We start from the raw sequence: 20,966 nt of genomic DNA on the forward strand, positions 1-20,966 counted from the left end.
GCCTGCCGGCACAGCCTCGGCACCACCCCGCTGTTCATCGGGCCTGTACTTCGCCCACCTGGGGCCTTCGCGCGCCTGGTGGGCGAAATGCTTTCCGGGGCATTCCCCTTGAGCTCTCGGGCAGGGCAAACCCCATGCCCCAGCGGGCGCAAGGGGCGAAATAATGATGATGATCAATAACCAATAATGCCATCCGCCCCGTTCGGCCGAGCTCCGCCTGAATGCTCGCTGCCGTGACCGAAGGCCATGGCGCGAAGGGGACATCCATGCGTTTGCGCACAGGGTTGGTGGGGTTGGTGGGGCTCGCCATCAGCGTGTTTTGCACCGTGGGGCACGCCCGCAACGAGGGCGTGACGGCCGATGAAATCCGGCTGGGCGCGTCGGCTGTGCTGTCCGGGCCGCTCGGGCCGCAGACGGTGCAGTTTGGCGAAGGCTCGCGGCTGATGTTCGATGCCGTCAACGCGCAAGGCGGCGTCCATGGCCGCATGATCCGTTACACCACGCTGGACGACGGGTTCGACCCCCAGAAGTCCGTGGAAAACACGCGGCGGCTGCTGGAGGAAGACAAGGTCTTCATGATCTACCACAGCACCGGCACGGCCCAGACGGCGGCCATCCTGCCACTGATCAAGGAGCACCGCACGCTGCTGTTTGGCCCCGTCACCGGTGCTTCGGCATTCCGCGAGCAGCTCAACCCGCTGGTCTTCCACGTGCGCGCCAGCTACGCCAACGAGGCCGCCAAGATCCTGTCCCAACTGCGCCACCAGGGCATCGACCGCGTGGCCGTGCTCTACGCCGATGACGGGCTGGGCAAGGCCCTGCTGGCCGACCTGAAGAAGGCGTCCGAGGACGAAAAGCTGGCGTTCGTCGCCGAACTCAAGGTAGATCCCAAGCAGCCGGATTTCGCGGCTGCGGCGCAGGCGACCGAGAAGGCGAGGCCACAAGCCGTGATCGTGGCCACGGCGGGCAGCACCTTCACCAACTACGTCGCAGCGGTGCAGGCTACCCCGGCCCGTCCCACGTTCTACGGGTTCTCGGTGGTCAGCACCGACGGGCTCAGGCGCGAACTCAAGGACAAGGCGCGGGGCATCATCCTGGCGCAAATCATGCCGTCGCTGCGCAACACCACGGTGCCCGTGGTGGCCGAGTATCTGGCGCTGCTGCGGGCCCAGTCGCCCCAGGCCCAGCCATCGGCATCGCAGTTCGAGGGGTTTGTGCATGCGCGGCTGCTGGTCGAGGGGCTGCGCCGCACGGGGCGCAATCTCACCACGGAATCGTTCATCAAGACCATGGAAGAAGCGGGCGAGATCTCTTTCGGACGTTTCGGCGTGAAGTACTCGCCCAAGAGCCACAACGGCTCCACGTACGTGGAACTGGCGATCGTGGATGCGGAGGGAAGCCTGAGGTATTGAGGTACCTGGTGAGCACCCTGAGCCGCTGCGCGCCTTCCCCTCCGGGGGACGCCGCCAGCGCCGCCAGTGGAGCGCTGCATTCCCAGCTTGGCGGCCCTTGCGTGGCGGCTGCCGGCCTAGGCTGCACTCGAGACACGTGCTGAGGCATTGGGCCGCTGAGCCGTTGGATGGCGCGCCCGAGTGTCACAGCCCGTACGTCAGCTCGTGCGCCTTGCCCCAGAACACGCGGTACATGAAGACCGTGTAGGCAATGATGGCAGGCAGCGTGATGCCCACGCCAACGCCGATCACCACCAGCGACTCGGTGGCGCTGGCGGCCTGCCATACCGTGAGGCGGTCGATGACGATGTAGGGGTAGATGCTGTAGGCCAAGCCAAAGAACGCCAGCACAAAAATGAGTACCGTGGCGGCAAAGACGATCCAGCCGTAGCCGGCGTCCACCACGCTGGGCTTTGCCAGCACGTGCCGGATGGCGAAGAACGCGGCCACGCAGGCAAGGGGGATGGGCAGCAGCGCAAACAGCTCGGGCAGCGCGAACCATTTGGCAAACACCGTCTGGCTCACCAGGGGGGTTGCCAGCGAAATTCCCATGAGCGCGAAACCCATGGGCCACAGGGCACCCTGGCCCCAGCGGGCCGCCTTGCGCTGCAGCGCGCCTTCGGTCTTCATGAGCAGCCACCCCGCGCCCAGCATGGCGTAGGCGGCGGGCAGCGTGATGGCGATGCCGGTGGAAAACAGCATGCCCCAGAGGTCGTTCTGAAATCCCGTGACATAGGCCCCCAGCATCCAGCCCTGCGCCAGGGTGGCCGCCAGCGACCCGGTGGCAAACAGGCGATTCCAGGTGTTCTTGTGTGCATCGCGTGCCTTTACGCGAAAGTCGAAGGCCACGCCGCGCAGTACCAGGCCCAGCAGCATCACTGCCACCGGCAGGTACAGCGCGGAAAGCACCACGCCGTGCGCCCGGGGAAAACACACCAGCAGCACGCCCACCCCGAGGACGAGCCAGGTTTCGTTGGCGTCCCAGAAAGGGCCGATGCTGGAGACCATCACATCCTTCTCGGCGTCGGAGGCAAAGGGCAGGAGGATCCCCACGCCGAGGTCGTAGCCGTCGAGCACCACGTAGGCCAGCAGTGCCAGGCCCATCACGGCCATGAAGATCAAGGGCAGGGCGGTGGTCCAGTTCATGGTGTCCATGGCAAAACCTCAGGTGGCGTTGGGAACCGAGTGGCGGCCGGGCACGGCCGGTGCCGGAATGGCCGGATGCTCGGCCATGTACTTGATCACGCCCACGTAGGCCACAAGCAGTAGCGCGTACACCGTGAGATAAGCCGCCAGCGTCCCGGCCACCATGGCGGGAGCGTGGGGAGCCACCGCATCGGCTGTCTTGAACAGGCCATAGACCAGGTACGGCTGGCGACCGATTTCGGTCACGTACCAGCCGGCCAGCGTGGCCACCCAGCCCGAGAACGTCATGCCCGCCAGCGTGGCCAGCAGCCAGCGCGGCAAAGCGGCCACGTCGCGATGCTGGCGGCGCATCAGCGTCCACGCGCCCGTCCATGCAACCACGAGCATGAGCAAGCCCATGCCCACCATCACGCGGAACGCCCAGAACACGGGCGCCACGGGCGGGTGCGCACCTTCAAACTCGTTCAGGCCCCGGAGCACGGCATCGGTGTCGTGCGCAAGGATCAGGCTGGCCGCTTTCGGGATCTGCACCGCATAGTCCGTGCGGCCTTCCTTCTCGTTGGGCAGGCCGAACAGCGTGAGCGGCGCGCTTTGCTCGGTGTGCCACAGGCCTTCGATGGCGGCGATCTTGGCGGGTTGGTGCTGGAGCGTGTTCAGGCCATGCAGGTCGCCCATGAAGATCTGCAGCGGGATCAGCACCGCCACGGCGACCATGGCGGTGCGCAACGCCTTGCGCGATCCGTCGTTGGCGCTGCCTTTCAGGAGCTGCCATGCGCTCACCCCGGCGATCAGGAACCCCGCGGTGAGCCCTGAGGCCAGCAGCTTGTGCGCCAGCCGGTAGGGAAAGGACGGGTTGAACACGATCGCCATCCAGTCGGCCGCGTGGAACTTTCCATCGATGATTTCGTAGCCCGCAGGGGTTTGCATCCACGAATTCAGGCTCAGGATCCAGAACGCCGACAGCGTGGTGCCCAGCGCCACCATCAGCGTGGCCATCAGGTGCATGCGCTCGGACACCCGTTGGCGGCCAAACAGCATGATGCCCAGGAACGTCGCCTCCAGGAAAAACGCCGTGAGCACCTCGTAGCCCAGCAGCGGTCCGGCGATGTTCCCCGCGTGCTCCATGAAGCCCGGCCAGTTGGTGCCGAATTGAAAGCTCATGGTGATGCCCGAGACCACGCCCAGCGCAAAGGTCAGCGCGAACACCTTGGTCCAGAAGTAGTAGGCCTGCTCCCACCCCAGCGCCGCTGGCGTGCCGCGCGCCGCAGTGTGGCGCAGCCGGAAGAACACCAGGAACCAGCACAGCGCAATCGTGATGGTCGGGAACAGGATGTGGAAGCTGATGTTGGCCGCGAACTGGATGCGCGACAGCGTGAAGGTATCCATGGGCTCATCCTCCTATGGCCGGGCCGTTGCCGTCTTGACGTGGATACAGTTTCCCGAATTGCACAAGCACGCTGCTTGGTTCGTACAGAGGCTCCCAGGGGACGGTAGAACGGTCGTTCGCGACAGGACCGACAATAGAGGGTTTGTGCAGACGCCGCTGTAGGCGCAGCGCTCGCCCTCATTCCACAAGCCCCCATGTCTTCAGCAACCTCCCGTACACCCCTCATCGATGTGGCCAAGGCCCTCGCGTGCGTGGCCATCGTGTGGCACCACCTGGCGTTTTATGGGCCGATGTCGGATATCGCCCAGCCGCTGGCGCCAGCGTTTATCGGATGGCTTTACGACCAAGGCCGCATGGCGGTGCAGGTGTTCCTGGTGCTGGGCGGATACCTGGCCACAGCCAGCCTGGCCCCTCAGGGCGCGGCGCGCTTTGACCATGCGGGCGCGGCAGTGGCCAAGCGGTTTGTCCGCCTGGTGGTGCCCTACGCGGTGGCGCTGTTGCTGACGGTGCTGGTCTCTGCGGCAGTGCGGCCCTGGATGGCGCACCCGTCCGTGCCGGACGAGCCCACCCTGGCGCAACTGCTGGCCAATGCACTGCTGCTCCAGGACATCGTGGGTGAGGATGCCCTGTCGGCGGGGGCTTGGTACGTGGCCATCGACTTCCAGCTTTTCGCGCTGAGCGTGTTGATATGGGCCGGGGTGCGGGCGCTGCCGGGCAACTGGGCGCGGCGGCATGGGGCGGCGCTGGCCCAGGCTGCGGTGGTGGCGGGCGTGGCAGGGTCGCTCTGGCTCTTCAACCGCGTCGCCGGGCTCGACATGTGGGCGGTGTACTTCTTCGGTGCCTATGGGCTGGGCATGATGGCTTACTGGGCCGTGCGCTCGGCCCGGCCGCTGGGCGCTTCGGCCTGGGTGGGCGCGATGGTGCTGCTGGGCGGCGCGGCACTGGCCATCGACTTCCGCGGACGCATCGCCGTGGCGCTGGTCACTGCACTGTGCCTGGTGGTGGCGCTGCGGTCAGAGCGCCTGCGGGCCTGGGAGGGCTGGGCGCCGCTCGTGCGCCTGGGGCAGATGTCCTATTCGGTCTTCCTGGTGCATTTCGCGGTCTGCCTGCTGGTCAACGCCGTCGTGAGCCATCTCTGGCCTACGGCCCCCTGGCCCAATGCGCTGGGCATGGTTCTGGCGTTTGGGTTGTCGCTGGCGGCCGGGCGGCAGCTTTACCTGCGGGTGGAACAGCATGTGCCATCGTGGTCCACCGCCTTGCGCTGGCAGGCGGGGCTGGTCGGCGCGGGGCTGCTGGTGGCCGTTTCCAACAACTGGGCTTAGAGCGGCTTAACAAAACCCTTCTGGCGTCGTTGCCGCGTCTTGTCGTACTACCCGTACTGCCTGCGACGCGGCGCCTAGCCCGAACCGCTGCGCTGGGTTTTGTTATCCGCTCTTAGGCTCAGGCGCGCGGCGAACGCTCTCGCCGCTTGCGCTGCAGGTCCAGGAACCAGGCCATGAAGGGCAGGATCAGCATGGAGCCCGGGATCACCCAGATGAAGAGGTAGGGGCTGACGGATGATGCGGAGCGCATCACGTCGCGCAGATGCGCGCGCTCCGCCGCGTCCCACTGGCCTTGCCGCCGCTGTTGCACCAGCCACACCACGGACCCTTTTAACGTCGCCATCTCGCGCTTGAGGCGGCTTTTTTCGCGGCTGTTGCCCGCCAGGAAAGAGCAGAACCATTCAGGCGCCCGCTCCATGCGCCGCTGGAAGGCGGCGGTGGAGTCGGGGTCGAACGTTTCCGGCAGGGGCGTGGGATCGTTGGAGGAGGGCGGCGTGGTCATGGCGGCTGCCATTGTCGCGGCTGGTGGCGCTTTGCACCACCCCGATCGATGGAGCTTCGCCACCCTGGGCTGGGCACCGCCCCGATCCATTGCCCTGCGCTGCCCGGCCGGAGCCCCGCCCTCAGCAACTGGCGCGCCCACGCGCCAGGGCAGCCAAGCAAGGGCCGCCCCGCAGCGAAGGCTGCGTCCCCCTGCCCGCGGCGCGCAGCGCTGCGAGAGCGGGGGGAAGGCGCGCAGCGCCTCAGGGGGATGTCCTCAACTCACCGGTGCAGCTCACCCGCGCTTTCGGGCTGGTACAGGATGTCCTTCACGCGCACCGTCATCGACTTGCCGCCGGGGCCGGGCCAGGCCAGCTCGTCGCCCACCGACAGGCCCAGCAGGGCGCTGCCCACGGGCGCGAAGATCGAGAGCCGGTCGGTGCTGCCATCCGCATCGCGCGGGTAGACCAACGTCAGGCAGAACTCCTTGCCCGTCTCCAGGATGGAGAACTGCACGGTAGAGTTCATCGTCACCACGTTGGGTGGAATCTCCTCGGGCGGCACCACGTCCGCCCGGTCGAGCTCTGCCTGCAGATCCGCCTTGCCAGGAAACACGCTGGCCGGGATCGCGGCCAGCAAGGCTTCGATGCGGTCAACGTCGAGCGACGACAGGGTGATCTGGGGCTTGCGCGCCATGGCAGTACCTCCGGGTGGGTTGTGGCAAAGCGCGGGACTGTAGACCATCGCGAATCCCGCACTGCCGCGCGCGGGCATTGGGCACGGTGCGGCGGCCGTTCAGTCGCCCGTGATGTTGCGCGCCTTGATCAGCGCCCCGAAGCGCGCACTGTCGATGGCAGCGCGCGCGTTGAAGTCGGCCGGCGACATCGGGGCGGGCACCCCGCCGAGCGCGTTGATGCGCTCCTTCACCGCTGGCGTAGCGAGCACCTTGTTGATCTCGCGGTTCAGGCGCGCGACCACCTCAGGCGGCGTACCGGCGGGCGCGTAGAAGCCGAACCAGGTGTCGGCATCGAAGCCCTTGAGGCCGATTTCCTCCAGCGTGGGAACATCGGGGAACAGTGGCGAGCGCTTGGAACTGCCCACGGCCAGCAGCTTGAGCTTGCCAGCCTTCACGTGCTGCAGGCCGATGCCGGGGTCGAACATGAAGTCCACCTGGCCGCCCAGCAGGTCCTGCATGGCGGGCGCCGCGCCGCGGTAAGGCACATGCACGGCGAACACGTTGGCCTGAGCTTTGAGCATCTCGGCCGCCAGGTGCGGTGAACTGCCGTTGCCCGGCGTGCCGAACGTGAGCTTGCCGGGGTTGGCCTTGAGGTGCTTCATGAACTCGTCGATGTTGTTGACCGGCAGCGTGGACCGAACCTCCAGAAACACCAGCACCCGCGCAGCCGCCGCCACGGGCACCAGGTCTTTCGCAGGGTCGAAGGGCATCCGCGGATACAGGTGCGGGTTGACCGACACCATGCCGCCCGAGCTCATGAGCAGGGTGTAGCCATCGGCGGGCGACTTGGCGACCGCTTCGCCGCCAATGTTGCCGCCCGCGCCGCCACGGTTCTCCACCACCACGGGTTGACCAAGCGCCGCCTGCAGCGGCACGGTCACTGCACGGGCGATCTGGTCGGCCGCGCCGCCGGCCGGAAAGTTCACCACGACCTTGATCGGTTTGCTGGGCCAGGTGTCCGCCAAGCTGGCAGCGGGCAGCAGCAAGGCGGATGCGGTGCCTGCCAGTGCGATCTTGCCGAGCAGCCGGCGGGTGGTGCGAAGGGGAAGGGAATGCATGGGTTTGTCTCCGTGGTTGCCCGGGTGCTCCGGGGCTTGTGCGATGAACTCTCGGGAAAATGGCGAGACGCCGGGCGAACGCCAGCGCGCTGCGTCGGGCCATGCCTATCTCCACAAGAATGGCGTGAGGCGTGGTCCACGCCTGCCGGTGCCCTGGCCGTCGCCGCATCGCCCGTCGACATCTTCGGCATGCGCAGGTCATACATCAATACAATGAAGTGACTAATCAATATTCACTGCGTGCATATCAAGGACATCGATCTCAACCTGCTGCGCCTGTTCGATGCCGTCTACCGAACGCGCAATGTGAGCCGCGCCGCAGAGTTGCTCGACCTCACGCAACCGGCCGCCAGCCAGGCGCTCACGCGGTTGCGCCTGCTCATCCAGGATCCGCTGTTCGTGCGTGCAGGGGGCGGCGTGCAGCCCACGCCCAAGGCCGACCGGCTGGCCGATGCCGTGCGCAGCGCACTGGCGCTGCTGGAACAGGCACTCAACGAGTCCGCGCTGTTCGACCCGCGGGCGTCGCGCAAGGTCTTTCGCATCCACATGAGCGACATTGGTGAAAGCCGCTTCCTGCCAGACCTGATGGTGGCCCTGCGACGCGAAGCGCCGGGCGTGCGGCTGGAGACTTGGCCTGTGCCGCGCGCCGAGATCCCGCAAATGCTCGACAGCGGCCGCATCGACTTCGCATTCGGGTTCCTGCCCACGGTGAAGGACACGCAGCGGCTGCAGCTCATCGAGGACCGCTACGTGGTGCTGCTGCGCGCGGACCACCCCTTCGCCGCCGGCGAGCGCAGCGGGCCCGTCTTGCTGGAGGCACTGCGGCAGCTGGAGTTCGTGGCCGTGCGCACCCATTCGGACACGCTGCGCATTCTGGAGATGCTGAAGCTCGAAGACCGGCTGCGGCTGACCACCGAGCACTTCATGGTGCTGCCCGCCATTGTCCGGGCCACGGATCTGGCGGTGGTGATGCCGCGCCACATCGCGCGCACCTTTGCCGCCGAGGGGGGCTACGCCCTCATCGAGCCCGCATTGCCGCTGCGCGACTTCACGGTGGCACTGCACTGGAGCCAGCGTTTTGAAAACGACCCGGGCAACCGCTGGCTGCGAGGGCTGATCGAGCAACTGTTCAAGGAGTAGCTGGGCCGGGCGCGGTGGTCGAGGCTGCGGCGTGCTGTGATGGAGCTGAATACTGTATATTTATACAGTCATGGCATCAACACCCCGCTCCGATCCCGATGCGTCCGGCCTTCCTGTCGAAGTGCGCATACCGGTCCAGGCCATCCGCGGCCGCGGTGCCGCGAGCGCCATGCCGCATCGGTTTACGCGCGACGTGCGCGAAGCGGTGGATGACGGGTGGGGGCATGGCAGTCCCGATCTTGCCGGCAGCTCGCCGGACGACGGCTGTGATGGCGATGTTGCGCCTGCGCCGGTCACCACGGTGCACTTCGAAGCTGCGCGCAGCGCCATCAGTGCCAACGACTCGCCCGACATCTCGTTTGACCTCTCCGTGAACCCCTACCGGGGTTGCGAGCACGGCTGCATCTACTGCTTCGCGCGACCCACGCACAGCTACCTCAATTTTTCGCCCGGGCTCGATTTCGAAACGCAGATCATCGCCAAGCAGAACATTGCCGAAGTGTTGCGGCGTGAACTTGGTGCGCCGCGCTACGTGCCCAAACTTATCAACATTGGTTCCAACACCGACTGTTATCAGCCCGTGGAGCGGGACTTGCGCCTCACCCGCGCCGTGATCGAGGTTCTGCGCGAGGCGCGCCATCCGTTCTCGCTGATCACCAAGTCCAGCGCCGTCGAGCGCGACCTTGATCTCCTGGCGCCGCTTGCTGCACAGAACCTGTGTGCCGTGTACATCACCGTCACCACGCTCGACGCGCAACTGGCCCGTTGCCTGGAGCCGCGCGCCGCCGCGCCCCACCGGCGCCTGCGCACTATCCGCACGCTGGTGGATGCAGGCGTGCCGGTGGGTGTGAGCGTGGCGCCGCAAATCCCGTTTTTGAACGAAGACATGGAGCAGGTGCTGGAGGCTGCCTACGAGGCGGGCGCCCGCAGCGCCTTCTACACCGTGCTGCGCCTGCCCTGGGAACTGGACGGGCTCTTCAAGGAATGGCTGCAGGTGCACTACCCGCAGCGCGCCGCCCGCGTGCTGGCCCGCGTGCAGGACCTGCATGGGATGACGGCCGAGCAGCGCAGCACCGGCAAGGCCTACGACAGCAGCTATGCCACCCGCATGAAGGGCAGCGGCCTGTGGTCCGATCTGCTGCGCCAACGTTTTGCCAGCGCTTGCCGGCGCCTGGGGCTCAACCGCGAACGTGTGGAGCTGGACGTGTCGCAGTTCCGGCCGGGTCTTCTACAGGGGCAGAGCAGTCTGTTCTGACCGGTGCCATGCCCGGCACGCGAGGCACGCTACACGCCCCAGAGTTGCCGCACTGCCTGGGTGTACACCGGAATCCCCAGCACGATGTTGAGCGGAAACGTCAGCCCCAGCGACAGGCTTACGTACAGCGACGGGTCGGCCTCGGGGATGGCGTAGCGCACCACCGCGGGCACGGCGATGTACGAGGCACTGGCCGCCAGCACCATCAGCAGCACGGCATCGCCCGCAGGCACGGCCACCAGCCAGGCCACCCCCAGTGCAAGCGTGGCATGGGTGACGGGGCCCAGCACCGCATAGGCAAGCAGCCAGGGCGACTGTTGGCGCACCGCCGGCAGGTTTCGCGCCGTGGCCAGGCCCATGTCCAGCAGGAACAGGCACAGCATTCCCTTGAACAGATCGCCCGAAAACGGCTGCATGGCCGCCTTGCCAGCGTCGCCTGTCAGCAGGCCGATCAGCATCGCGCCCAGCAGTAGCAGCTGCGTGCCGTCGGTGAACGACTCGTGCAGGATCTTGCCCACCGACAGGTGTGGCCCTCTCTCGCCCAGGCCAGGCCCGCTCAGCGCGGCGGCGCCTGACCCCGTCATCGCCACGACATGCGGGGCGCCTTTGACCACCGCCTGCTGCTTTTGCCGCAGCGCATTGGCGAGCATCACCGCCAGGATGATCGCGGGCGACTCCATCAGCGCCATCGCCGCCGCCATATGGCCGCCGTAGGCGATGTGCTGCGACTCCAGGTACTGCGTGGCCGTCACGAACGTCACCGCGCTCACCGACCCGTATGTGGCCGCCACCGCCGCCGCATTGAAACCCGACAGCACACGCCGCAAGAGCAAGTAGCCCGCCAGCGGCACCACGATGGCCATCAGCACCGCCAGCCCCAGGCTGGTGGCCACGCTCGGCGTGAAGCCCGAAGCCGCCAGCGCAAACCCACCCTTGAGCCCCAGCGCCATCAGCAGGTAGATCGACAAGAATTTCGAGATTGCAGCAGGCATCTCCAGGTTGGATCTCACCAAGCCCGCAAACACCCCCAGGGCAAAAAAAAGGATCGCCGGATCCAGCAAGCTTTGCATCATTTCACTCCTTGGGCGGCGATGTTATGCAGCGCAGGGAGCAAAGTAAAATCGATTCGAACGAGCTTATGTATAGATAAAAATCTATGAACATCACATTTCGCCAGCTGCGGCTTTTTCTGGCGCTGGCCGAAACCGGCAGCGTCAGCGCCGCTGCCAAGGTCATGCACGTCACTCAGCCCACGGCCTCCATGCAACTGCGCGAGGTGACGCAGGCCGTGGGCCTGCCGCTGTACGAGGTCATCTCGCGCCGCGTGCATCTCACCGAGGCCGGCCAGGCGCTCGCCCGCACGGCGCGCGCCATCGCGGCCGAGTGGGACGCGTTCGAGCAGCGCGTATCGGGCGCCAAAGGCCTCACCAGCGGGCGCCTCAAGGTTGCCGTGGTCAGCACTGCCAAGTCTTTCGTGCCGCGCCTGCTGGGCAGTTTCTGCAAGCTGCACCCGCAGATCGACATTTCGCTCGAAGTGCTCAACCGCGACCACGTCATCAACCGTCTGCGCGCCAACCAGGACGACCTCTACGTCATGTCCATGCCGCCCGCCGACCTGCCGCTGGAAGACCAGATCCTCATGCCCAACCCGCTGGTCGTCATCGCCCACGCCGGGCATCCGCTGGCGCCTAGGAAGCGCATCCGGCTGGAGCAATTGCAGGGCGAGCGCTTCATCCTGCGTGAAAAAGGCTCGGGAACCCGCATGGCAACGGATGCGCACCTGCGCGCCAGGGGCTTTGTCCCCAGCACCGTGCTGGAACTGGGCAGCAATGAGGCCATCAAGGAATCGGTGGAAGGCCAGCTGGGCGTCTCCATCGTCTCCCGCCACAGCCTGGGAGCCCATCACGAGGGCCTGGCCGTGCTCAATGTGTCGGGCTTTCCCATCCAGTCGCAGTGGCATCTGGTCTGGCCCAAGGGCAAGCAACTGTCACCGATTGCGGAGGTTTTCCGGGGGCATTTGTTGGGGGTGGGGGAGGGGGGGCGGGGGCCTGTGTCCCGGCCAGCGGCCTCCACGCTGGGGTGATGTGGCCGGCCCGCGCCTTGTTGCCGGCACCTCAGCCCGGCAGCTTGGCGATCACCTTGATCTCGAACTGGAAGCCATAGAGCCAGGTGACGCCGATGCCGGTCAGCGTGGGATGGGGCGCTTCGCCCCAGTATTCCGGAACGATCCGCCAGATGCGCTCAAAGTTCTTTTCGGGATCGACGACGAAGACGGTCACGTCAACCACGTCGTCGAAGGTGCATCCGGCCGCGCTCAGCACCGCGTTCAGGTTGTCGAATGCGCGGCGGACCTGCAACTCCAGCTCCGGCTCCGGTGAACCGTCTTCGCGGCTTCCGACCTGGCCCGAAACGAAGAGAAAACCGTTGGACCGGACAGCTGGCGAATAGCGGTTTTTTTCGTAAAGGGCTTGCCGGCCCGCAGGGAAAACGACGTTGCGTGGGGTCATGACATTGCCTTTCTTGGATTTGAAGAAGGCACTGTAGTGAGCACGATAGTTTGGATAAACAGGAAAATCTGTCCAACACTGTTTGCATAATCCGGACAATCCAACTGCTCCAGGACCGTCATGGACCGCTTTGATGCCATGCTGGCTTTTGCGCGTGTCGTAGAGACCCGCAGCTTCACGCAGGCGGCGCAAACGCTGCACATGAGCAAGACCACCGTCACCCAGCTGGTGCAGCAGCTGGAGGCCCGCTTGCGCGTCAAGCTGCTCAACCGCACCACCCGCAGGGTGAACGTGACCGCCGACGGTGCCGCCTACTACGAGCGCGTCGTGCGGCTCCTTGCCGACATGGATGAGGCCGAGACCAGCTTGACGCGTTCCTCCAGCGTGCCGCGTGGCCGTTTGCGGGTGGACGTTCCCAGCCCGCTGGCTCGCATGATCCTGGTGCCAGCCTTTGCGGCATTTCATGCGCGCTACCCGGACATCCAGGTGCACATGGGCGTGAGCGACCGCATGGTGGATCTGATCGACGAAAGCGTTGACTGCGTTGTGCGCGGCGGTGACCTGGGTGAGCTCTCACTGGCGGCAAGGCATGTGGGGGACCTCGCCATCGGGGTGTATGCGGCGCCTTCGTACCTCGCTCGCACCGGGCCGCCTGCGCATCCCGCAGCGCTGGAGGCCGCGCCCCATCAGATCGTGGGCTTCCTGCGGTCGAGTACCGGGCGCATCCTGCCCTGCACGCTGCGGCGCGGCCAGGAGCACCTGCAGGTGCTGGGCCGCTACGCCATTGCGGTGGATGACGGCAACGCGTATTTGGCCGCTGGTTTGGCGGGGCTGGGGGCGCTCTGGCTGCCGCGCTACATGGCCGCACCGCATCTGGCGCGTGGCGAATTGGTGCCGCTGTTCGAGGATTGGTCCATCGAGCCGATGCCGCTGTACGTAGCCTTTCCGCCCAACCGCCACATGGGCGCAAGGCTGCGCGTCTTCATCGACTGGGTGGTCGAGCTGATGGAAATGCATGCGCCGCCCGCCACAGGACATCCGCGTCTCTCCAGTTCGTAACAGCCATCGGTGCCGTTGGCGCCGCGCGGGGACGGCTGCCCTGCCGAGGCCGCCATGTCCCGCAGCCCCCATCCTTGTCGAACTGCACCTTCACATACGGGCACTCCGGCACCACCCGGGTGCCCGTGGCCCGCTCCCCTGGGACCAGCCCGGCCCGCAGCTGGCTGCCCTCCCCCTGGCAGCCCAGCCAGGGGGCTAGTCCGGCGTGGTCCACGATGACGGTCGCGGGCCGGTGCGCTGGCAGGTCATCTCGGCCACACGCTGGCTGGCCTGTCCGATTGAGAAGCCGCCCTTGGCGTCGTGTGCCTGATGCTGGATGGCATGCTGCATTGGCGGAACGGCCGGGGCCTGCCGCCTCATCCTGCGGCCCTCGCCGCTGCGGGAACGTGCCGGCAGCCTTCAAACATGTCGAGGCCTGCGCTGTACGCCCCGGTTTTCACGTCCATCAGCCCCAGCACCGAATGGAAGTAGTGGTCGTGCGTGATGCGCCGCTCGGCCAGGTCTTGCTGCAGGCAGCCGGTGGCCAGTTGGGTGCGCTGTTGCATGGCGGGAGACAGCCACGTGATCCAGGGCACGTGCTTTTGCACATCGGGCGCAATGGAGTAGGGCAGGCCGTGCAGGTAGAGGTTGTTCTCACCCAGCGATTCGCCATGATCTGCTACATAAATCATAGCTGTTTGCGCTTGTTTTTCCTGCGCTGCAAGCCAATTGATCACGGAGTCCAGAAACTGGTCGGTTTCGACGATGCTGTTGTCGTAGGCATTGACGACCTGCTGGCGCTCGCACTCCTGCAGCGACGTGGAGGTGCATTCGGGGCCGAATTTCTTGTTGCTGGGTGCCGAGCGTTTGGAGTAGGCCGGACCGTGGCTGCCCATCTGGTGCAGTACCACCACGGTGCCGCGCTGGCGCTGTTCGGTGGGCAGCGCGGCGATGCGGGCGTCCAGGTCTTGCAGCATCACCCGGTCCAGGCATTCGCCGCCAGCGGGGCACAGCTCGGGGTCCTTGAGGTTGCTGGTGTTGGCTTGGCCGATGCGGTCGCACACGCCTTTGCAGCCCGACTGGTTGTCCACCCACAGCACGGCGAGGCCTGCGTGATGGAGCACGTCGATCAGGCTTTCAAAATTGGCTGCGCGCGCCTCGTAGCCGGTGCGGCCCAGGTGCGAAAACATGCAGGGCACCGACGCGGCGGTGCTGGTGCCGCACGACCACGCGTTGCGGGCGCTGATGAGGTCCGTGCGGGCTGACAGCAGCGGTGTGGTGTTGCGCTCGTAGCCATTGATGCCGAAGTTGCCGCTGCGGCCCGTTTCGCCCAGCACCAGCACCAAGAGCGGGGCTTTGGCCTGCCCCGCATACGTCGCGCCCAATTGGGCATCATGGCCGATGGGCAGCAGCTTGCTGGTGTCCATGCGCAAGGGCTTGGTGGCAATGTTGCCCAGGGCGTACACGCTGTTGAGCGGGTTGATGAGGTAGCGCAGCTTGGTGTGGTTGCGCATGGTGGAGGCGAAGTCCTGGAACACCAGCAGCAGGCACACCACGATCACAGCCGCGGCGCCCGCCAGCAGCAGGCCGTTGTGCGCCAGGTGGCGCAGCGGGCTCAGCCGCAGGACGGGCCGCCGCAGCAGCCACCACAGTGGCGGTGCGGCCAGGGCCAGCACGGTGCCCAGCATGCGCAGGTTGAGCAGGTCGCCCGCTTCGTGCACATCGGTCTGCAGCACGTTGACGAGCATGCTCGCATCGATGGCCACGCCGTAGGCCAGCATGAAATACGCGCCGAATGCCGCCATCAGCACCACCAGGGCGGCGGCGGGCTTGAGCGTCCAGCGCCAGGCCAGCAGCGTGAGCAGGGCGGCGTTGCCCGCAGCCACGATGAAAGCAAACGCGATGGCAAACCCCCAGCCGCGCAGGCTGCCCTGCCCGGGCAGCTGCGCCACCTCACGCCACAACGGCACGTTGCAGGCGGTGGCCAGCCAGGTACTGATGAACACGACCACCCAAGCGGGGTGCAGCGGGCGCGGTGCAGCGGCGGTGGGCACCGCTGCGGGGATGGAGGTCTGGCCTGGCGTTCGCGGGCGGGCGCCGGCGGCGAGGTGGGGGTGCAGCAGGCGCTGCAGGATCAGGGGCATGGCGCGCACTGTGGCGCCCGAGACTTAAGTGCGCATTAACGGGGTGCGGGTGCCTTGCGGCCCGGTGGTTCTTGCAGGGGGCTTGGCGGGCGGATCTGCCGCGCAGCCTGTATATGTTGGCCCTGGGGAGATGCAGGATGTTCAGCGCTGCAGCAGCCCTTGGGCGTGGTGCCGCAGGTGGTCGGCCATGAAGGTCTGCACGAAGTAGTAGCCGTGGTCATAGCCCGTGTGGCGGCGCACCGTCAGCGGCTGGCCGATGGCCTGGCAGGCGGCTTCCAGCAGATGCGGGTGCAACTGTTCGGCCAGAAACTTGTCGGCGAGGCCTTGGTCGATGAGGATGCCCGCAGGGTAGGGCGCGATGGGCTGGTTTTGCATGAGCACGGTGGCGTCATGCTCTTGCCATGCGGTGCGATCGGGGCCCAGGTACCCGGTGAAGGCCTTTTCGCCCCAGGGACACTGGGTGGGCGCGCAGATGGGCGCGAAGGCCGACAGCGTCTTGAACCGGCCCGGATGCCGCAGCGCCAGGGTGAGCGCGCCATGCCCGCCCATCGAGTGGCCGAAGATGCCGATGCGTTCGCCCTCGAGGGGCAGGTGTTGCGCCAGCAGGGGCAGCAGCTCGCGCAGCAGGTAGCTTTCCATGCGCCAATGGGTGCGCCAGGGCGGCTGGGTAGCGTCCAGGTAAAAGCCCGCGCCAATGCCGAAATCCCAGCTGGCCGTGGACCCGGGCAGGGATTCGGCCTCCGGGCCGCGCGGACTGGTGTCGGGTGCGATGAGCGCCAGGCCCAGCTCGGCCGCCAGGCGCTGGGCGCCCGCCTTCACCATGAAGGTCTCTTCGTTGCAGGTCAGGCCTGCCAGGTAGAGCACGGCGGGCACGGGGCCCTGCTGCGCTTGCGGCGGCAGGAACACCGAGAACTTCATCGGCAGGCCGATCTCGGCGGAGGCGTGCTGGTAGAAGCGCTGCTCGCCGCCGAAGCAGGCGTGGGTGCTTTGCAGGTTCAAGGTAGGCATGGTGGCGGTCGCTCTTAAAATAATAGCTGTTATCGCTTGCTGGATAAGCGCTAGAGGCTATTCTTGTTTGTGGTGCTGATCTCGCAGCGTCAAGCCGCGTACTTGACCACCGAGCGGATCGACTTGCCTTCGTGCATCAGATCAAACGCCTCGTTGATGTCCTTCAGGCCCATGGTGTGCGTGACGAACGGCGCCAGCTGGATCTTGCCGGCCATGGCGTCTTCCACCATGCCGGGCAGCTCGCTGCGGCCCTTGACGCCGCCGAACGCCGTGCCCATCCATTTGCGGCCGGTGACGAGCTGGAAGGGGCGGGTGCTTATCTCCTGGCCTGCGCCGGCCACGCCGATGATGACGGACTGGCCCCAGCCGCGGTGCGCGCATTCGAGTGCGGCGCGCATCACGTTCACGTTGCCGATGCATTCAAAGCTGTGGTCCACGCCCCAGCCGGTCATCTCCACGATGACCTGCTGGATGGGTTTGTCGAAGTCCTTGGGGTTCACGCAGTCGGTGGCACCGAACACCCGGGCCAGGTCAAACTTGGCCGGGTTGGTGTCGATGGCGATGATGCGCCCCGCTTTGGCCAGCTGGGCGCCCTGGATCACCGCCAGGCCGATGCCGCCCAGACCGAACACGGCCACGGTGTCGCCTTCCTGCACCTTGGCGGTGTTCTTGACGGCGCCCAGGCCCGTGGTCACGCCGCAGCCCAGCAGGCAGACCTGCTCGGGGTTGGCCTCGGGATGGATCTTGGCGAGGGACACCTCGGCCACCACGGTGTATTCGCTGAAGGTGCTGCAGCCCATGTAGTGGTAGATGGGCTGGCCGTTGTAGGAAAAGCGCGTGGTGCCGTCGGGCATGACGCCCTTGCCCTGCGTGGCGCGCACCGAGACGCACAGGTTGGTCTTGCCGCTCTTGCAGAAGAGGCACTCGCCGCATTCGGCGGTGTACAGCGGGATCACGTGGTCGCCCGGCTTCACGCTGGTCACGCCTTCGCCCACTTCCACCACGATGCCCGCGCCTTCATGGCCCAGCACGACGGGAAACAGGCCCTCGGGGTCATCGCCACTGAGCGTGAAGGCGTCGGTGTGGCACACGCCGGTGTCGGTAATCTTGATGAGCACTTCGCCCTTCTTGGGCGGGGCCACGTCGATCTCGACGATCTGCAGGGGTTCTCCGGCTTTGAAGGCAACAGCGGCGCGGGATTTCATGGGGTGGTCCTTTCAATCGATCGGGTGGGGAGGCAGGCGTGATCTATCGCGGTCTACTTCAGGTACGACCGCAACAACGCCAGGGTTTCGTCTATCGCCTGCTGCGATGGCGCCGGCTTTTCCGCCAGCGTCTCGCGCACATGGCTGTCCAGCAGGTCGGCCATCAGCCCGTGCACAGCGCCGCGCATGGCGGCAAGCTGCTGCAGGATGGGCGCGCAGTCGCTGCCCGCCAATACGGCGCGCTCCAGCGCCTCGGCCTGGCCTTTGATGCGGCGCAGGCGAGTGATGGCGCGTTGTTTGTCTTCAGCGGTGTGGGGCACGGGCGGGACGGCGGTGGGCCAGTAGATGCGTTGTACTGGGTGGTAGTATAAAAGGCAAGCGCGCATTCCGATTGCGCAGCGGGGTTAAAAATCCCTTTTACTCAGGGGGAGTACCTCCGGGTGTTGGGGGTTTTGATGCCAACCCGCAGATCGATCAACCATGAAAAAAAGCCCGCAAGCAATGCCTGCGGGCTTTTTATATTGAAACGGACGGCGCGGTGCGCCGCACCGATCAGCGGTTGGCCAGGGGCGGCACGTCGCGGCGCTCGGAGCCCGTGAACAGCTGGCGGGGACGGCCGATCTTGTACTCGGGGTCGCCGATCATTTCGTTCAGCTGGGCGATCCAGCCCACGGTGCGGGCCAGCGCGAAGATACCTGTGAACAGGTTCACGGGGATGCCGATGGCGCGCTGCACGATGCCAGAGTAGAAGTCCACGTTGGGGTAGAGCTTGCGCGAGACGAAGTACTCGTCTTCCAGGGCGATCTTCTCCAGCTCCTTGGCCAGCTTGAACAGCGGATCGTTCTCGAGGCCCAGTTCGGCCAGCACTTCATTGCAAGTCTCTTGCATGAGCTTGGCGCGGGGGTCGTAGTTCTTGTACACGCGGTGCCCAAAGCCCATCAGCTTGACGCCGGAGTTCTTGTCCTTGACCTGCTTGATGAACTCGCCGATCTTTTCCACGCCGCCTTGGGCCTGGATGTCGTGCAGCATGTTCAGCGCCGCTTCATTGGCGCCGCCGTGGGCGGGGCCCCACAGGCAGGCCACGCCGGCGGCGATGGCTGCGAAGGGGTTCGTGCCCGACGAACCGCACAGGCGCACGGTGGAGGTCGAGGCGTTCTGCTCGTGGTCAGCGTGCAGGATGAAGATGCGGTCGAGGGCACGCTCGAGCACCGGGTTGACCTTGTACTCCTCGCAGGGCGTGCCAAACATCATGCGCAGGAAGTTGCCTGCGTAGGAGAGGTTGTTCTGCGGGTACATGTATGGCTGGCCCACGCCGTACTTGTAAGCCATGGCCACCAGCGTGGGCATCTTGGCGATCAGACGGATCGCGGCGATCTCGCGGTGCTGCGGATTGTTGATGTCCGTGCTGTCGTGGTAGAAGGCCGACAGGGCGCCGACCAGGCCGGTCAGCACGGCCATGGGGTGGGCGTCACGGCGGAAGCCGCGCAGGAAGAACTGCATCTGCTCGTTGACCATGGTGTGGTTGGTCACGAGCTTGTGGAAGTCGGTGCGCTGCGTTTCGTTGGGCAGTTCGCCGTTGAGCAGCAGGTAGCAGGTGTCCAGGTAGTCGCAATGGGTGGCCAGCTGCTCGATGGGGTAGCCGCGGTACAGCAGCTCGCCCTTGTCGCCATCGATGTAGGTGATGGCGGACTGGGTCGCTGCCGTCGACAGGAAGCCCGGGTCGTAGGTGAACATGCCCGTTTGCGCATACAGCTTGCGGATGTCGATGACATCCGGGCCAATGCTGCCCTGGTAGACCGGCAGGTCCACGCTGGGGCTGCCATTGCTGAAGGACAGGGTGGCTTTGTTGTCAGCTAGCTTCATTGTTACTTTCCTTGGGTAGGTTGCCGATGATGATCCGGTCTAGGGCTTGCAGTGCGGTGGGGGGGCGGGGCTCAGGCGTGGAGCGCCCGGGTGCCGCCCGCTTCGCGCAGCATGCCCAGCACTTCACGCGCTTCTTCCGTGTCTTGCTCGCCCTGGGGTTCCCGCCGGCGCAGCAGCAGGTCCAGCAGGTCGTTGTCCGCCAGATCCATGAGCACGCGCATGCCCTGCGCGTGGCGCTGGGTCAGGTGGGGCTCGTAGCGGGCGAAGAACTGTTCAATGAACAGGTCGTTCTCCAGCAGGCCACGCCGGCAGCGCCAGTGCAGCTTGCTCAGTTCACGCTCGTCCAGCAGCGGCGAAGCGGCTGCGGGCGCGAGGGTGGTGGTGCGAAGGTTTTCCATGGCGTGCCAGGCGGCGCGTGTGGCGTACGGCAGTGCCAGATCAGATGGCGCGGCGCACCATCAGCTCCTTGATCTTGCCAATGGCCATCGTGGGGTTCAGGCCCTTGGGGCACACGTCCACGCAGTTCATGATGGTGTGGCAGCGGAACAGGCGGTACGGGTCTTCGAGGTTATCGAGGCGCTGGGCGGTGGCGTCATCGCGGCTGTCGGCGATGAAGCGGTAGGCCTGCAGCAGGCCGGCAGGGCCCACGAACTTGTCGGGGTTCCACCAGAAGCTGGGGCAGCTGGTGGAGCAGCTCGCGCACAGGATGCACTCGTACAGGCCGTTCAGCTCTTCGCGCTCTTCAGGCGACTGCAGGCGCTCGCGGTCGGGGGCCAGGTCTTCGTTGATCAGGTAGGGCTTGATCGAGTTGTACTGCTTGAAGAACTGCGTCATGTCCACGATCAGGTCGCGGATCACTGGCAGGCCGGGCAGGGGCTTCAGAACAATGGTGCCCTTGAGGGTATTCATGTTCGTGAGGCAGGCCAGGCCGTTCTTGCCATTGATGTTCATGGCGTCCGAGCCGCAAACGCCCTCGCGGCAGGAGCGGCGGAAGGACAGCGAAGGATCCTGCTCCTTGAGCTTGACCAGCGCGTCCAGCAACATGCGCTCATGGCCGTCGAGTTCGATCTCGATGGTCTGCATGTAAGGCTTGGCGTCCTTGTCCGGGTCGTAGCGGTAGATTTGGAATGTGCGCTTTTGCATGTTTCTTCTCTCGTGGGGCTACTGGTTAGAACGTACGGACCTTGGGAGGCACGCTGTCCACCGTCAGGGGCTTGAGGTTGACC

The 20,966-nt window shown here is 66.0% G+C and carries 21 protein-coding genes; 6 read left to right on the forward strand and 15 right to left on the reverse strand.

Annotated features, from left to right (window positions below; translation table 11 throughout):
• Positions 1 to 266 precede the first annotated feature (266 nt).
• Positions 267 to 1,412 (forward strand): ABC transporter substrate-binding protein, encoded by a 1,146-nt coding sequence (locus MRY84_RS07560; RefSeq protein WP_291505120.1) that lies wholly within the window; start codon positions 267 to 269, stop codon positions 1,410 to 1,412.
• Between the two features lie 183 nt (positions 1,413 to 1,595).
• On the opposite strand, the gene MRY84_RS07565 is transcribed toward MRY84_RS07560, so the two are convergent.
• Together MRY84_RS07565 and MRY84_RS07570 are read right to left on the reverse strand one after the other, a co-directional pair.
• Positions 1,596 to 2,606 carry a cytochrome d ubiquinol oxidase subunit II gene (locus MRY84_RS07565; protein WP_291505121.1) on the reverse strand — a complete coding sequence of 337 codons (1,011 nt, stop codon included), beginning with the start codon at positions 2,604 to 2,606 and terminating at the stop codon, positions 1,596 to 1,598.
• Positions 2,607 to 2,615: 9 nt separating this feature from the next.
• Complete coding sequence (locus tag MRY84_RS07570) at positions 2,616 to 3,983, reverse strand: cytochrome ubiquinol oxidase subunit I (RefSeq protein WP_291505122.1); 1,368 nt, start codon at positions 3,981 to 3,983, stop codon at positions 2,616 to 2,618.
• A 195-nt stretch (positions 3,984 to 4,178) separates the two neighbouring features.
• Here MRY84_RS07570 and MRY84_RS07575 point away from each other — a divergent pair, with 195 nt between their 5' ends.
• Complete coding sequence (locus MRY84_RS07575) at positions 4,179 to 5,306, forward strand: acyltransferase (protein ID WP_291505123.1); 1,128 nt, start codon at positions 4,179 to 4,181, stop codon at positions 5,304 to 5,306.
• Between the two features lie 118 nt (positions 5,307 to 5,424).
• Here the strand turns inward: MRY84_RS07575 and MRY84_RS07580 are convergent, their stop codons facing one another.
• The 3 genes from MRY84_RS07580 to MRY84_RS07590 form a co-directional block, all read right to left on the reverse strand.
• On the reverse strand, positions 5,425 to 5,808 hold the full coding sequence (locus MRY84_RS07580) for a hypothetical protein (protein ID WP_291505124.1): 384 nt from the start codon (positions 5,806 to 5,808) through the stop codon (positions 5,425 to 5,427).
• Positions 5,809 to 6,068: 260 nt separating this feature from the next.
• The gene (gene rnk, locus MRY84_RS07585; RefSeq protein ID WP_291505125.1) at positions 6,069 to 6,482 is read right to left on the reverse strand and encodes a nucleoside diphosphate kinase regulator; all 414 of its coding nucleotides are present in this window, start codon (positions 6,480 to 6,482) and stop codon (positions 6,069 to 6,071) included.
• A gap of 99 nt (positions 6,483 to 6,581) precedes the next feature.
• Positions 6,582 to 7,580 carry a tripartite tricarboxylate transporter substrate binding protein gene (locus MRY84_RS07590; RefSeq protein WP_291505126.1) on the reverse strand — a complete coding sequence of 333 codons (999 nt, stop codon included), beginning with the start codon at positions 7,578 to 7,580 and terminating at the stop codon, positions 6,582 to 6,584.
• A gap of 240 nt (positions 7,581 to 7,820) precedes the next feature.
• Between MRY84_RS07590 and MRY84_RS07595 the strand changes: the two genes are divergently transcribed.
• A complete protein-coding gene (locus tag MRY84_RS07595) occupies positions 7,821 to 8,720 on the forward strand; it encodes a LysR family transcriptional regulator (RefSeq protein ID WP_291505127.1) in 900 nt (299 codons plus the stop codon).
• Positions 8,721 to 8,790: 70 nt separating this feature from the next.
• Positions 8,791 to 9,975, forward strand: a complete 1,185-nt coding sequence (locus MRY84_RS07600; protein WP_291505128.1) for a PA0069 family radical SAM protein — start codon at positions 8,791 to 8,793, stop codon at positions 9,973 to 9,975.
• A 29-nt stretch (positions 9,976 to 10,004) separates the two neighbouring features.
• On the opposite strand, the gene MRY84_RS07605 is transcribed toward MRY84_RS07600, so the two are convergent.
• The gene (locus tag MRY84_RS07605; RefSeq protein WP_291505129.1) at positions 10,005 to 11,045 is read right to left on the reverse strand and encodes a sodium-dependent bicarbonate transport family permease; all 1,041 of its coding nucleotides are present in this window, start codon (positions 11,043 to 11,045) and stop codon (positions 10,005 to 10,007) included.
• An 86-nt stretch (positions 11,046 to 11,131) separates the two neighbouring features.
• Here MRY84_RS07605 and MRY84_RS07610 point away from each other — a divergent pair, with 86 nt between their 5' ends.
• Complete coding sequence (locus tag MRY84_RS07610; protein WP_291505130.1) at positions 11,132 to 12,058, forward strand: LysR family transcriptional regulator; 927 nt, start codon at positions 11,132 to 11,134, stop codon at positions 12,056 to 12,058.
• A 31-nt stretch (positions 12,059 to 12,089) separates the two neighbouring features.
• Here the strand turns inward: MRY84_RS07610 and MRY84_RS07615 are convergent, their stop codons facing one another.
• Complete coding sequence (locus MRY84_RS07615) at positions 12,090 to 12,482, reverse strand: Rid family hydrolase (RefSeq protein ID WP_291505131.1); 393 nt, start codon at positions 12,480 to 12,482, stop codon at positions 12,090 to 12,092.
• Positions 12,483 to 12,602: 120 nt separating this feature from the next.
• Between MRY84_RS07615 and MRY84_RS07620 the strand changes: the two genes are divergently transcribed.
• Complete coding sequence (locus MRY84_RS07620; RefSeq protein ID WP_291505132.1) at positions 12,603 to 13,541, forward strand: LysR family transcriptional regulator; 939 nt, start codon at positions 12,603 to 12,605, stop codon at positions 13,539 to 13,541.
• A gap of 195 nt (positions 13,542 to 13,736) precedes the next feature.
• Here the strand turns inward: MRY84_RS07620 and MRY84_RS07625 are convergent, their stop codons facing one another.
• The 8 genes from MRY84_RS07625 to MRY84_RS07660 all read right to left on the reverse strand — a co-directional run bounded on the left by MRY84_RS07625 (position 13,737) and on the right by MRY84_RS07660 (position 20,883).
• Positions 13,737 to 13,871 carry a hypothetical protein gene (locus MRY84_RS07625; protein WP_291505133.1) on the reverse strand — a complete coding sequence of 45 codons (135 nt, stop codon included), beginning with the start codon at positions 13,869 to 13,871 and terminating at the stop codon, positions 13,737 to 13,739.
• A 26-nt stretch (positions 13,872 to 13,897) separates the two neighbouring features.
• Positions 13,898 to 15,664: a phosphoethanolamine--lipid A transferase gene (locus MRY84_RS07630; protein ID WP_291505134.1), complete on the reverse strand. Its 1,767-nt coding sequence runs from the start codon at positions 15,662 to 15,664 to the stop codon at positions 13,898 to 13,900.
• Positions 15,665 to 15,805: 141 nt separating this feature from the next.
• Complete coding sequence (gene fghA / locus MRY84_RS07635; protein ID WP_291505135.1) at positions 15,806 to 16,672, reverse strand: S-formylglutathione hydrolase; 867 nt, start codon at positions 16,670 to 16,672, stop codon at positions 15,806 to 15,808.
• A gap of 89 nt (positions 16,673 to 16,761) precedes the next feature.
• The gene (locus tag MRY84_RS07640; RefSeq protein WP_291505136.1) at positions 16,762 to 17,877 is read right to left on the reverse strand and encodes an S-(hydroxymethyl)glutathione dehydrogenase/class III alcohol dehydrogenase; all 1,116 of its coding nucleotides are present in this window, start codon (positions 17,875 to 17,877) and stop codon (positions 16,762 to 16,764) included.
• 53 nt (positions 17,878 to 17,930) lie between these two features.
• On the reverse strand, positions 17,931 to 18,197 hold the full coding sequence (locus MRY84_RS07645; RefSeq protein ID WP_291505137.1) for a metal/formaldehyde-sensitive transcriptional repressor: 267 nt from the start codon (positions 18,195 to 18,197) through the stop codon (positions 17,931 to 17,933).
• Between the two features lie 232 nt (positions 18,198 to 18,429).
• Entirely contained in the window at positions 18,430 to 19,740 is a 1,311-nt protein-coding gene (locus tag MRY84_RS07650; protein WP_291505138.1) for a citrate synthase, read from the reverse strand.
• A 71-nt stretch (positions 19,741 to 19,811) separates the two neighbouring features.
• The gene (locus MRY84_RS07655; protein WP_291505139.1) at positions 19,812 to 20,138 is read right to left on the reverse strand and encodes a succinate dehydrogenase assembly factor 2; all 327 of its coding nucleotides are present in this window, start codon (positions 20,136 to 20,138) and stop codon (positions 19,812 to 19,814) included.
• A gap of 40 nt (positions 20,139 to 20,178) precedes the next feature.
• Positions 20,179 to 20,883, reverse strand: coding sequence for a succinate dehydrogenase iron-sulfur subunit (locus MRY84_RS07660; protein WP_291505140.1), 705 nt, complete (start codon positions 20,881 to 20,883; stop codon positions 20,179 to 20,181).
• Positions 20,884 to 20,966 lie beyond the last annotated feature (83 nt).

It is taken from the genome of Acidovorax sp. (assembly GCF_022763525.1).
Lineage (GTDB): Bacteria > Pseudomonadota > Gammaproteobacteria > Burkholderiales > Burkholderiaceae_C > Acidovorax.